This is a genomic window from Kitasatospora sp. cg17-2 (assembly GCF_054031055.1).
Map to the genome: position 1 here is coordinate 3,361,562 of NZ_CM132923.1, position 12,458 is coordinate 3,374,019.

11 protein-coding genes are annotated in these 12,458 nt (G+C 72.0%); 9 read left to right on the top strand and 2 right to left on the bottom strand.

Annotated elements, in window-relative coordinates:
- Window positions 1-205: 205 nt before the first annotated feature.
- From ACW14Y_RS13750 to ACW14Y_RS13775, 6 genes are all read left to right on the top strand, one after another.
- Window positions 206-1,588: an MFS transporter gene (locus ACW14Y_RS13750; RefSeq protein WP_380309972.1), complete on the top strand. Its 1,383-nt coding sequence runs from the start codon at window positions 206-208 to the stop codon at window positions 1,586-1,588.
- A gap of 130 nt (window positions 1,589-1,718) precedes the next feature.
- Window positions 1,719-3,851: a helix-turn-helix domain-containing protein gene (locus ACW14Y_RS13755; protein WP_456986875.1), complete on the top strand. Its 2,133-nt coding sequence runs from the start codon at window positions 1,719-1,721 to the stop codon at window positions 3,849-3,851.
- Window positions 3,852-3,958: 107 nt separating this feature from the next.
- Complete coding sequence (gene lipB, locus ACW14Y_RS13760) at window positions 3,959-4,729, top strand: lipoyl(octanoyl) transferase LipB (RefSeq protein WP_380309982.1); 771 nt, start codon at window positions 3,959-3,961, stop codon at window positions 4,727-4,729.
- 185 nt (window positions 4,730-4,914) lie between these two features.
- A complete protein-coding gene (locus tag ACW14Y_RS13765) occupies window positions 4,915-5,898 on the top strand; it encodes a lipoyl synthase (protein ID WP_456986877.1) in 984 nt (327 codons plus the stop codon).
- A gap of 268 nt (window positions 5,899-6,166) precedes the next feature.
- A complete protein-coding gene (locus ACW14Y_RS13770; protein WP_456986879.1) occupies window positions 6,167-6,388 on the top strand; it encodes a hypothetical protein in 222 nt (73 codons plus the stop codon).
- A gap of 201 nt (window positions 6,389-6,589) precedes the next feature.
- The gene (locus tag ACW14Y_RS13775) at window positions 6,590-7,282 is read left to right on the top strand and encodes a DUF4191 domain-containing protein (RefSeq protein WP_380309980.1); all 693 of its coding nucleotides are present in this window, start codon (window positions 6,590-6,592) and stop codon (window positions 7,280-7,282) included.
- A 156-nt stretch (window positions 7,283-7,438) separates the two neighbouring features.
- Here ACW14Y_RS13775 and ACW14Y_RS13780 read toward each other — a convergent pair whose 3' ends face one another.
- The gene (locus ACW14Y_RS13780; protein WP_030391549.1) at window positions 7,439-7,906 is read right to left on the bottom strand and encodes an RDD family protein; all 468 of its coding nucleotides are present in this window, start codon (window positions 7,904-7,906) and stop codon (window positions 7,439-7,441) included.
- 323 nt (window positions 7,907-8,229) lie between these two features.
- Here ACW14Y_RS13780 and glnA point away from each other — a divergent pair, with 323 nt between their 5' ends.
- Complete coding sequence (glnA, locus tag ACW14Y_RS13785; RefSeq protein ID WP_266268981.1) at window positions 8,230-9,642, top strand: type I glutamate--ammonia ligase; 1,413 nt, start codon at window positions 8,230-8,232, stop codon at window positions 9,640-9,642.
- A 274-nt stretch (window positions 9,643-9,916) separates the two neighbouring features.
- Here glnA and ACW14Y_RS13790 read toward each other — a convergent pair whose 3' ends face one another.
- Complete coding sequence (locus ACW14Y_RS13790) at window positions 9,917-10,873, bottom strand: alpha/beta fold hydrolase (RefSeq protein WP_456986882.1); 957 nt, start codon at window positions 10,871-10,873, stop codon at window positions 9,917-9,919.
- 42 nt (window positions 10,874-10,915) lie between these two features.
- Between ACW14Y_RS13790 and ACW14Y_RS13795 the strand changes: the two genes are divergently transcribed.
- Together ACW14Y_RS13795 and ACW14Y_RS13800 are read left to right on the top strand one after the other, a co-directional pair.
- The gene (locus tag ACW14Y_RS13795) at window positions 10,916-11,884 is read left to right on the top strand and encodes a helix-turn-helix transcriptional regulator (RefSeq protein WP_456986884.1); all 969 of its coding nucleotides are present in this window, start codon (window positions 10,916-10,918) and stop codon (window positions 11,882-11,884) included.
- A 268-nt stretch (window positions 11,885-12,152) separates the two neighbouring features.
- Window positions 12,153-12,455 carry a hypothetical protein gene (locus tag ACW14Y_RS13800; protein ID WP_456986886.1) on the top strand — a complete coding sequence of 101 codons (303 nt, stop codon included), beginning with the start codon at window positions 12,153-12,155 and terminating at the stop codon, window positions 12,453-12,455.
- Window positions 12,456-12,458: the final 3 nt, after the last annotated feature.

A 12,458-nucleotide genomic window follows, 5' to 3' on the forward strand; every position in this document is an offset into this window, starting at 1 on the left:
GGGCGTGATGGCTCCTTCGACCATGGCGGCCGTCCGGGGTGTAGGGGTCGGCCACATAGTCCCGGGCACCGCGGCTCCCTACCTTGTGGCGACGTCCCCGTCCCGCCCGCTCCTCCTGCGACACCCGCTCCCCCGTCCCGCCCCGCCCCGCTCCCCCCGTCCCGCCCCCGTCCTGTCCTGTCCCCGGCCCGGAAGTGGTGACCCCATGACAACCGCCGTCTCGGATCGAGCACGGAGCCGCTCACTGCCAAGAGTCGTGGCGGCGAGCCTGATCGGTACCACGATCGAGTGGTACGACTACTTCTTGTACGGAACAGCCGCGGCGCTGGTGTTCGGGAAGGTGTTCTTCCCGAACAGCGACCCGCTGACCGGCACCCTGCTGTCGTTCCTCACCTACGCGATCGGGTTCGCGGCGCGCCCGATCGGGGCGCTGGTCTTCGGGCACTTCGGGGACCGGGTCGGCCGCAAGCGACTGCTGGTGGTCAGCCTGCTGCTGATGGGCGGCTCGACCACGCTGATCGGGTGCCTGCCGACCTACTCCTCGGTCGGGGTGACGGCGCCGGTGCTGCTGACGCTGCTGCGGCTGGTGCAGGGCTTCGCCCTGGGCGGTGAGTGGGGCGGCGCGGTGCTGTTGGTGTCGGAGCACGGCGACGCCCGGCGGCGCGGGTTCTGGGCGTCCTGGCCGCAGGGCGGCGCCCCGGCCGGGAACCTGCTGGCGGCCGGTGTGCTCTCGCTGCTGACGGGCGTCCAGTCGGAGGCGACGTTCCTGGCCTGGGGCTGGCGGGTGCCGTTCCTGCTCTCGGCAGTGCTGGTCGGGGTCGGCCTGTGGATCCGGCTGGCCGTGGACGAGTCGCCGCTGTTCAAGGAGGCGCTGGCCCGGGCGGCCGCCCGCGGGAAGGCCGAACAGCCGCCGCTGGTCGGGGTCCTGCGGCACCACTGGCGCGAGGTGCTGGTCGCGATGGGCGCGCGGATGGCGGAGAACATCTCGTACTACGTGATGACCACCTTTGTGCTCGCGTACGCCGTCTCGCACGTGCACTTCCCCAAGCAGACCGCCCTGAACGCCGTCCTGATCGCCTCCGCGGTCCAGTTCGCGCTGATCCCGGTGTTCGGGGCGCTGTCCGACCGGGTCGGGCGCAAACCGGTGTACCTGGTGGGCGCGGTCGGCGTCGGGGTGTGGGCGTTCGTCTTCTTCGGGATGGTGGACACCGGCTCCTTCGGGTCGCTGGTGCTCGCGGTGACCGTCGGACTGGTCTTCCACAGCGCCATGTACGCACCCCAGGCGGCCTTCTTCTCCGAGCTGTTCGCCACCCGGATGCGCTACTCGGGTGCGTCGATCGGCGCGCAGTTCGCCTCGGTGGCCGCCGGCGCACCCGCGCCGCTGATCGCCACCGCGCTGCTCAAGGACTACGGCAGCTCGACCCCGATCTCGGTGTACGTGGCGATCGCCGCCGCGATCACCGTGCTGGCGGTGCTGTGCGGGCGGGAGACGCGCGGGCACGACCTGGCGGAGGTGACGGGCGCCCGGCCGGCCGAGGACGGCGCGGAGCCGGGAGCGGCGACGGTTCGGAAGGCGGCCACCGCCTGACGCGCCGTCCGGCCCGCCGGCGCCCGTCACCGTACGGGCACCGGCGGGCTACGGCCGCCCGGGCCGAGCGGCTAGCATCGCGCTTCCCTCCCCGGGACACGAACACCCACTGCCGATTGGCGGCCGTACCATGAACGACCTCCACGCCGGCTCGGCGCCCGCACTGCGGCGACTGCTGGACCTGCTCGCCTCCGGCGCCGCCACCGAGGACTTCGCCGACGTGCTGGCCGACGCGCGCCGTCGGGGCGCGCCGGCCGACGTGCTGGGCGAGATCGACGACGCGACCTGGCAGGCGCTGCGGGTCCACCGGACCCTGCGCCAGCACCGCCGCCGCGAGGCCGAGTTGACCGCCCTCTTCGACACCGCCGGCGACCTCGCCGCCTCCCGCGACCTCGACGCCGTCCTGCAGGCGATCGTCCGCCGGGCCCGGATGCTGCTGGGCACCGACACCGCCTACCTCACCCTCCCGGACGAGGCCGCCGGCGACACCTACATGCGGGTCACCGACGGCTCGGTCTCCGTCCTCTTCCAGAACCTGCGGCTCAGCCTCGGCGACGGCCTCGGCGGCCTGGTCGCGCAGCGCGCCCGCCCGTACGCCACCCCCGACTACCGCTCCGACGACCGCTTCCACCACACCGACGTCATCGACGCGGGCGTGGTCGAGGAGGGGCTGGTGGCGATCATCGGTGTCCCGCTGCTGCTCGGCGGCCGGGTGATCGGGGTGCTGTTCGCCGCCGACCGCTCGCCCCGCGCGTTCTCCCCGGACGAGGTCGCGCTGCTCTGCACCCTGGCCGCGCACGCCGCGATCGCCCTGGACACCGCCAAGGCGCTCGCCGACACCCGGGCCGCGCTCGCCGAGCTGAACAGCGCCAACGAGCTGATCCGCGCCCACTCCGCCGCCGTCCAGCGCGCCGAACGGGGCCACGACCGGCTCACCGACCTGGTGCTGCGCGGGGCCGAGGTACCGGACGTCGCCGCGGCCGTGGCGGCCCTGCTCGGCGGCGGAATCGCCGTACTGGACGCCGAGGGCGAGCCGCTGGCCGGGCGGGCCGCCGCACCCGGCGCCGGGCCGGCCGAGGCGGTGGCGGCATCCCGGGCCGAGGGGCGCGCGGTGCGCCACGGCGGGGCCTGGGTGTGCGCGGTGCTGGCCGGGCAGGAGCAGCTCGGCACGCTGGTGCTGCGCGGCCGGCCGGACCTCGACGACGCCGACCGCCGGCTGTTCGAACGGGCCGGCGTGGTGACCGCCCTGCTCCTGCTGCTGCGGCGGTCGGTCGCCGAGGCGGAGAACCGGGTCCGCGGCGAGCTGCTGGCCGACCTGCTCACCGCGCCCGACCGGGATCCGGCCGGGCTGACCGCGCGGGGGCGCCGGCTGGGTGTCGACCTCGGCCGGCCGCATCTGGTGCTGGTCGCCGAGCCGGGGCGCGGCGGGGGCGGTGGGGGTGCCGGGAGCGGCGGGAGCGGGGCCGGTGGGGTCGGCGGTGCCGCTGGTGCCGCCGGGGGGCCGGCCGCCGTTCGCTCGCGGCTGGCGGGGGCGGCCGGGCGGTACCTGTTCGGCGCCCGGGGCATCAGTGCCGAGCACGGCGAGGCGGTGGTGCTGCTGGTCCCGGACGTGGGCGGGTGCGGGAGCGGGAGCGGCGGCGGGGCCGAGACTCCTGCCGCGGCCGGGGATCCGGTCGGGGCCGGCGGTCCGGCCGGGGCCGGGGCACCGCTCGACGCGGCGGGCGGAGGCGCGGCGGGCGGGGGCGCGGCGGGCGGAGGCGCGGCCGGGGACGTCGCCCAGCGCGCGGCGGAACAGGCCGCCGAGCGGCTGGCCCGGCTGGCGGGCTTCCCGGTCACGGTGGGCGCCGGCCGCCCCGCCGCCGGACCGGTCGCGCTGGCCGGCGCCTACGCCGAGGGGCTGCGCTGCGTCCGGGCGCTGCGGGTGCTCGGCCGGGACGGGGAGGGCGCCTCCGCGGGGTCGCTCGGCTTCCTCGGGGTGCTGCTCGGCGACGGCCACGACGTCTCCGGCTTCGTCGGCGCGACGCTGGGACCGCTGCTGGACTACGACGCCCGGCGCGGCACCGAGCTGGTCCGCACCCTGCGCGCGTACTTCGACTGCGGCGGCAGCCTCACCCGGGCCAAGGACGAGCTGCACGTCCACGTGAACACCGTCGTCCAGCGGCTGGACCGGGTCGAGGTGCTGCTGGGCCGGGACTGGAACGGTCCCGAACGCGCGCTGGAACTCCAGCTGGCCCTGCGGCTCCAGCTGCTGTCGGGGGCCTGAGCAGGCACCTGGACGGTCCGTACGGGCCGGGGCGTACAGTGGCGAGGTTGGTCTCGAACGCCTGGCAAGGAGCAGCAGCGGTGAGCGAGAACGTTCGGTTCGTCCGGATGGGCATCGGCGACGGTGCCGTCCCGTACCAGGAGGCCTGGGAGGAGCAGCAGCGGCTGCACGCCCTCCGGGTCGCCGACGAGATCCCCGACACGGTGCTGCTGCTGGAGCACCAGCCCGTGTACACGATGGGCAAGCGCACCAATCCGGCGGACCTGCCGCTGGACGGCACCCCGGTGGTCGAGGTGAACCGGGGCGGCGAGATCACCTGGCACGGCCCCGGCCAGCTGGTCGGCTACCCGATCGTCAAGCTGCCCGACCCGATCGACGTGATCGCGTACGTGCGGCGGCTGGAGGAGGCGCTGATCCGGGCCTGCGGCGCGTTCGGCGTCGGGACCACCCGGGTCGAGGGCCGCAGCGGCGTCTGGGTGCTGGGCGGGGACATCCCGGACGCGGTGGTGGACCCCTCGCAGGTGGTGGACATCGGCAAGCTCACCCTGCGGATGGGCCTGCCGCTGGGCATCGACCCGCGACTGGCCGGTCCGGAGTACGCGCCGTCCAACGCGGGGCAGCGCGGCGACGACCGCAAGCTGGCCGCGATCGGCGTCCGGGTCGCGCGCGGGGTGACCATGCACGGCTTCGCGCTGAACTGCGATCCGGACATGACCTGGTTCGACCGGATCGTGCCGTGCGGCATCCGGGACGCCGGGGTCGCCTCGCTGGCCGGCGAGCTCGGGCGGGCCCTCCCCGTCGCCGAGGCGCTGCCGCTGGTCGAGAAGCACCTGGCCGAGGTGCTCGCCGAGCTGCCGGAGCCGGCGGCCGGGCGCTGAGCCCGGGGGCCGGGTGCGCGCGTTCGCGCCCGTCGCCGGGCCCGGTCCCGCAGCTGGTCCCGCAACCCGGGAATCTACTTGCCGGTAGCCCTGTTGCCCTGCGATTGCGGGGTCCCGGCCCCGGCGAAGGCCGTACAAGCACAGGCGTACCCTGGGGGTACCCCGTCTAGTTCTAGGAGTCGCACGTGTCCGCTGTCGCGCCCGACGGCAGGAAGCTGCTCCGCCTGGAGGTCCGCAACAGCGAGACCCCCATCGAGCGGAAGCCCGAGTGGATCAAGACCCGCGCGAAGATGGGGCCGGAGTACAACGCCCTCCAGTCGCTGGTGAAGAAGGAAGGGCTGCACACGGTCTGCCAGGAGGCCGGCTGCCCCAACATCTTCGAGTGCTGGGAGGACCGCGAGGCGACCTTCCTCATCGGCGGTGACCAGTGCACCCGCCGCTGCGACTTCTGCCAGATCGACACCGGCAAGCCCGCCGACTTCGACCGGGACGAGCCCCGCCGCGTCGCCGAGTCCATCGTCACGATGGACCTCAACTACGCCACCATCACCGGCGTCGCCCGCGACGACCTGCCGGACGGCGGCGCCTGGCTGTACGCGGAGACCGTGCGCCAGGTGCACGCGCTGACCGCCGGCCGCGAGACCGGGCGCACCGGCGTCGAGCTGCTGATCCCGGACTTCAACGCGGTTCCCGAGCAGCTGGCCGAGGTCTTCTCCTCGCGCCCCGAGGTGCTGGCGCACAACGTCGAGACCGTGCCGCGGATCTTCAAGCGGATCCGCCCGGCGTTCCGCTACGAGCGCTCGCTGGACGTCATCACCCAGGCCCGCGAGGCCGGGCTGGTCACCAAGTCCAACCTGATCCTGGGCATGGGCGAGACCCGCGAGGAGGTCAGCCAGGCGCTGGCCGACCTGGTCGGGGCCGGCTGCGAGCTGATCACCATCACCCAGTACCTGCGGCCGTCGCTGCGCCACCACCCGGTGGAGCGGTGGGTCAAGCCGCACGAGTTCGTCGAGCTGCAGCAGGAGGCCGAGGAGCTCGGCTTCGCCGGGGTCATGTCCGGCCCGCTGGTCCGCTCCTCGTACCGCGCCGGGCGGCTGTACCGGCAGGCGCTGGAGCACCGCGAGCGGCAGAGCGGGACGGCCGCGTCGGCCCCGGTTGCGGCGGTCTGACAGCCGGCGGTGGTCCCGGTCGCGGCGGCCCGACGGGCAGCGGCGACGGTTTCACGCCATCGGAGGGGCGGAGCTTCGGCTCCGCCCCTTTCGCTTCACCGGACTTTGACTGCCTGGTCACGGACTGGTAACACGGAGTGGGGATGATGGCGTCTCCATGAGTGTTCGATTTTTCTCAGCCACACCTCCGAGCGCGACCGCACCTCCGCGCGCACCCGGTCACGGGTCCGCCCGCGCGTCCGCCCGGTCCGAGGGGAGCTGTTTCGGCATGCGGGTCGATTTCCGGATGGAACTCCGGTCGGTGGGCACCGCGCTCCGGCTGGCCGAGAGCGTGCTGCTGGCGGGCGGCCAGCGCCAGGCGCGGCGGAACGCCTGGGCCGCCGTCTGCGAGAACCGCAGGCACGCGGCGGCGCGGGAGCTCGACGGCGGGCCGTCGGGTGCCCCTGTGGGCGGTCCGGTGGGCGGGGCCGCGAGGTCCGCGCGCCGCTGACGGCGGCGGGGCGTCCGGGTGGTGGTGGAGGAGGGCACTCCAGGCGCACTCCGGGGGTACTTCAGGCGTACTTCGGGAGCACTCCGGAAGCGCTCCGGGGGCCGACACACCGGGCGGAACAGGGACACCCGGGTCACGGTTCGGGGCGAACGGGTACCCGGGCTTGGATATCCCGTACCCGCGCCACGTACCATGAGCGTTATGGCGAGGGAAACATCCGAGAACCCCGGGCGACTGAAGCAGATCCGCCTGGCATACACCATGACCAAGAAGGTCGACACCAAGATCGGCCTGATCATCGCCGGCGTCGGCCTGCTGACCTTCGGCGTGTTCCTGGCCATCGGTTTCGCGATCGAGCACCCCGTCTACCTGGGCATCCTGGGCTTCATCGTGGCCTTCCTGGCCATGGCGATCGTCTTCGGACGCCGGGCGGAGCGTGCGGCGTTCGGCCAGATGGAGGGGCAGCCGGGCGCCGTCGCCGCTGTGCTGAACAACATCCGGCGCGGCTGGAGCGCGAACTCCACGCCGGTGGCCGTCACCCGCAGCCAGGACGCGGTCTACCGCGCCGTCGGCCGGGCCGGCATCGCGCTGATCGGTGAGGGCAACCCGAACCGGGTCCGCCAGCTGCTCGCGTCCGAGAAGAAGAAGATGGCCCGGGTCGTCGGCGACGGTGTGCCGGTGCACGACATCGTGGTGGGCGACGGCAAGGACGAGGTCCCCCTCAAGAAGCTGCAGATCCACCTGATGCGTCTGCCGCGCGCCATCACGCCCGCCCAGGTCACCGAGACCAACGACCGGCTGCGCGCGCTGGGCGACCTGCTCTCCAAGGCCCCGATCCCCAAGGGCCCGATGCCCAAGGGCGCCCGGATGCCCAAGGGCGGCCAGGCTCGCTGAGCCCCTCCCCCGTCGACACCGGAACGGCCCCGCCGCGGAACCTCCGCGACGGGGCCGTTCGGCGTTCCGGCGTTCGTACCGGCCGGGGCTCCGATCCGGGCCGGGGCCCGGATCTCGGATCCCGTAGCCCGGGCTACGAGATCCGGGCCCCGACTCTCAGATCCGCACCTCGACGGTGCCGACCGCCTTGTCGTGCAGCCCCCGGGTGTCGCGGTCCCAGACCAGGGCCGGCACCACCAGGAAGAGCAGCGCCGTCCGCAGCAGCACCTGCGGGATGGTCGCCCGGCCGCCGTCGAGCCGGACCACCCGCAGGCCGAACAGCCGCTTGCCGAAGGTCGTCCCGGTGGTCGCGAGCAGCAGCACGATGACGGCGAAGAGCAGCGGAGTGGTCCACATGTTCGCCGAGCCCGCGGAGCCGTTGCCGAGCAGCCCGTAGGCGACGACGGCGACCAGCCAGCCGTCGACGAACAGGGCCCCCAGCCGGCGGCCCGGGCCGGCGATCGAGCCGGAACCCTCCTTGGGCAGTCCGAGGCGCTCACCGCGGTAGCCGAAGTCGGCTCCCATCTTCTCGGCGGCCGCCTTCGGGCCGTCGATCCACGATCCCAACGCTTCTCTGGTGTCCACGAATCCACATTAACCGGGCGAACGCCGGGGGCGGCCACCGCCTCCCCGGCCCGCGCCGGGCCGCGCCGGGCCGCCCGTCGCCCGGCACCTCGGCCGCCCGCCACCGGAGAGTGAATCGGCCACCGCCGGCTTTCCCCCGGCCCTTCCCAGTGGTCCAGACCACTTCACAGTCCCCACCTGGCCGGGCGAGGCGTTTTGTCCAGGACCGTACGACTTTGCCGCCCACGCGACGACGGCGGTTAACATTCAGGAAACGACTGGGTCACCGGCCGGAAACGGCCCATTCCTAGGGTGAGCCCCATTCGCTACGCCGAGGAGGATGGATGTTCAACAACGCCGCCGAAGTGAAGCAGTTCATCCAGGACAACGACGTGAAGTTCGTCGATGTCCGCTTCTGCGACCTGCCAGGCGTTCTGCAGCACTTCTCCGTACCCGCGGCGACGTTCGACCCGTCCGAGATCCTGATGTTCGACGGCTCGTCGATCCGCGGCTTCCAGGCAATCCACGAGTCCGACATGGCCCTGGTCCCCGACCTCGCCACCGCCCGGCTCGACCCGTTCCGCCAGGAGAAGCACCTCAACATCAACTTCTTCATCCAGGACCCGGTGACCGGCGAGGCCTACAGCCGCGACCCGCGCAACGTCGCCAAGAAGGCCGAGGCCTACCTCGCCTCCTCCGGCATCGCGGACACCGCGTTCTTCGGCCCCGAGGCCGAGTTCTACGTGTTCGACTCGGTCCGGTTCGACACCAGCGCCAACGCCTCGTACTACCACATCGACTCCGAGGCCGGCGCCTGGAACTCCGGCTCCACCGAGGGCGACGTCCGCGGCTACAAGGTCAAGTACAAGGGCGGCTACTTCCCCGTCCCGCCGGTCGACCACTTCGCCGACCTGCGCGCCGAGATGTCCCTGGAACTCGCCAAGGCGGGCCTGGAGGTCGAGCGCCAGCACCACGAGGTCGGCACGGCCGGCCAGGCGGAGATCAACTACAAGTTCAACACCCTGCTGCACGCCGCCGACGACCTGATGCTGTTCAAGTACATCATCAAGAACGTCGCCTGGCGGGCCGGCAAGACGGCCACCTTCATGCCGAAGCCGATCTTCGGCGACAACGGCTCGGGCATGCACGTCCACCAGTCCCTGTGGACCGAGGGCGTGCCGCTCTTCTACGACGAGCAGGGCTACGCCGGACTCTCCGACACCGCCCGCTACTACATCGGCGGCCTGCTCAAGCACGCGCCGTCGCTGCTCGCCTTCACCAACCCGTCGGTGAACTCCTACCACCGCCTGGTCCCCGGCTTCGAGGCCCCGGTCAACCTGGTCTACTCCCAGCGCAACCGCTCCGCCGCGATCCGGATCCCGATCACCGGCTCCAACGCCAAGGCCAAGCGCATCGAGTTCCGCGCCCCCGACCCCTCCTCCAACCCCTACCTCGCCTTCGCCGCCATGCTGATGGCCGGCCTGGACGGCATCAAGAACAAGATCGAGCCCCTGGAGCCGGTCGACAAGGACCTCTACGAGCTGGCTCCCGAGGAGCACGCCAACGTCCCCCAGGTCCCGTCCTCCCTCCCGGCCGTCCTGGAGGCCCTCGAAGCCGACCACGAGTACCTCCTCGCGGGCAACGTCTTCACCCCGGACCTCATCGAGACCTGGATCGACTTCAAGCGCACCAACGAGATCGCCCCCATCGCCCTCCGCCCCCACCCGCACGAGTTCGAGCTCTACTACGACCTGTAGGAGTAGCCCCGACCTGCGGGAACGCAGGTCGGCCTCGCATCGTTCCGCAGGTCAGGACCTCTCCTGACCTGCGGGAACGTCTGCAGGAGAACCGCTGCCGACTCGCGATGCGACATGAGAGTGAAACGGAGACCCGGCCCGCAGACTCCGGAGCCCAACAGCAGAGGCAGATACGGTCAGGGGATCTGGAGGAGCGCTTCGAAGCCGCTGAAGCCGCCGAGGAGGAGGATCGACTCCGCGTGCGCTTCAGTACTCTGATCGCCCGCCTCTCACCTCAGCCGGTCCGCCTGCTCGGCCGGTCCTGATCTGCCAACCATTTCGTGATGATCCGGTTCGTCTCCTCGGGCTTCTCCTGCTGGATCCAGTGGCCGCAGTCCAGGCTGACCACTTCCACGTCGGGGACGAACTCGGCCAGGTTCTCGGCCCTCGACACCAGGTCCCGATCGCCGTAGATCATGAGGGTCGGCTGGTGGACGATCGGGTCCGCTTCCGCCAGCAGGTGCCAGTTGCGGTCGAGGTTCCGGTACCAGTTGATGCCGCCGGTGAATCCGGATGTTTCGAAGGCGGAGACGAGGACAGCGAGTTCGCTGTCACTCATGACGGGCTCTCCGCGTGGTGATTGCGCTCTGGCGAGATCGATCAGCGCCATGCCCGGCCGGGGCTCCGCAGGTGGCTCGTTCTTCCGGTACAGGTTGCGGAGGAACTGGAAGGCGTTGTCGTCGAAGACGGCGTCCGCGACGCCCGGCTGCCGGTTGAAGTGGACGAAGTAGAAGTCGCCGCCGAGTACGGCTTCCATGGACTCGATCCAGGGCTTCTCTCCGCGCTCCTGGTAGGGCAGGCTCAGGTTGATCACCTTGTTCACACGGTCGGGGTGCAGCAGGGTCAGGCCCCAGACGACGAACGCGCCCCAGTCATGGCCGACGAAGGTGGCGTCTTCGTAGCCGTAGTGGTCGAGGAGCGCGACGAGGTCGCCCGACAGGTGTGCGAGGTCGTAGTCCGTCACTTCGGCCGGGCGGGACGAACGGCCGTAACCCCGCTGGTTCGGGGCGATGACGTGGTAGCCGGCCGCGGCGAGAGCGGGCATCTGATGACGCCAGGAGAAGGCGTGCTCCGGCCAGCCGTGGCACAGCACGATGGGCTTTCCCGCGTTCTCCCGGCCCGATTCGAAGACTTCGAGTTCCACACCGTTGACCGGGACGAGGGTGGGCTCGGGGAAGTCGATTGAGGTCATGTCGCCATCCTGTCGCCCGAAACCGGTCATCTCATGACCGGTTTGTGTGAGAGCTTTGTCGGCGTGCGGACCGACCGGCTGGTGGCCATCCTCCTGTTGCTGCAACGGCGCGAGCAGGTGACGGCGGCGGAGGTCGCCCGGGAGCTGGAGGTCTCCGAGCGCACCGCCCGCCGCGACCTCGACGCCCTGGCCATGGCCGGGGTGCCCGTGTACTCCACGCAAGGCCGGGGCGGCGGCTGGCGCCTGGTGGGCGGCGCCCGTACCGACCTGTCGGGATTGACCGCGGGTGAGGCCCGGGCCCTGTTCCTGGTCGCCGGCCCGGCCTCGGCCGCGACACCAGCCGTGAAAGCGGCCCTGCGCAAACTCGTCCACGCCCTGCCGGAGCCGTTCCGCGTGCAGGCCGAGGCGGCGGCGGCGTCACTGGTGACGGACTCACGACAGTGGGGGGCGAACCGGGCCGAGCACCGACCGCCCCGCTTCCTCGACGAGCTCCGGGACGCGGTGATCCGCGGCGTCCAGGTGCGGCTCGGCTACATCGACGGCGGAGGCACCGGAACGACGAGAACCGTCCACCCGCTGGGCATCGTCGCAAAAGGCCCGTCGTGGTACCTCGTCACCCGAACCGAGGCCGGCCGACGAACCTTCCGGATCGACCGCGTGGCCTCCGTCGACCCGACCGACGATCCCGTGGACCGGCCCGAGGACTTCGACCTCGCCGGGAGTTGGCGCGAGATCGCCGACGAGGTCGAACGCAGGCGAACTCCCCTGGAGATCGAGGCACTCTGCACACCCCACGGCATCGACATACTCCGGATCGGACTCGGTGATCGACTCGAAGTCGGAGGCACCACGACCGACGGCCGCATCGAGGTCGTCATCCGCGGCCGCGACGAGTACACCCTCGCCGGCGAGCTCGCCGGGCTCGTCGAATGGCTCGAGGTAACCGGTCCTCCGAACGTGCGGGCCCACCTGGCCTCGATCGGCAACGCGCTCGTCGACCGCTACCGGTGAACCCATTCCTCGCAGTCGAGTCCACCCGCCGGGGAGACCAGGGGATCCTCCTGGAACGGCTGGTGGCGCAGTGGGTGAACCTGCCACTGCCCGAAGGCAACGCGCTCCTCGGGGGGAGAAACGGCAAGCGCACCTCTCCCTGGAGCGCACCAGCGGTGAGGGGTTCTCGCCGGGATTGTGAAACGATCTTCCGCGTTCAGCACCATCGTGGTGCTGCCGGTGACAGGGCTGGACAGCGGCTCCGGGGCGAACAGGGTCCTGCGGGCACGTGGGCCTGGGTCTGCCGTTCGCCGCCGTGGCCGGGTTCGTCTGCATCGACACGACCACGCCCCGCGGCAGTACGATCCCCGTCCCGGTGGCCCTCTCGGTGCTGGCGGTCGCGTGCGTCTGCACCGTCGCCACCACCGTCGGATTCGCTGCGAGTGCCGCCGCCACCTCCTACCCGGCCGAGGACGAACCGGAGCAGGAGGCCGGCACCCGGCCGGGAGGCGCGACCTCCATCGGTGCGCAGCGGGACAACGACCGACTCGCGGGCCAGGAGAGCGCCCCGCAGCCGCCGCCGAACGAGTGATCC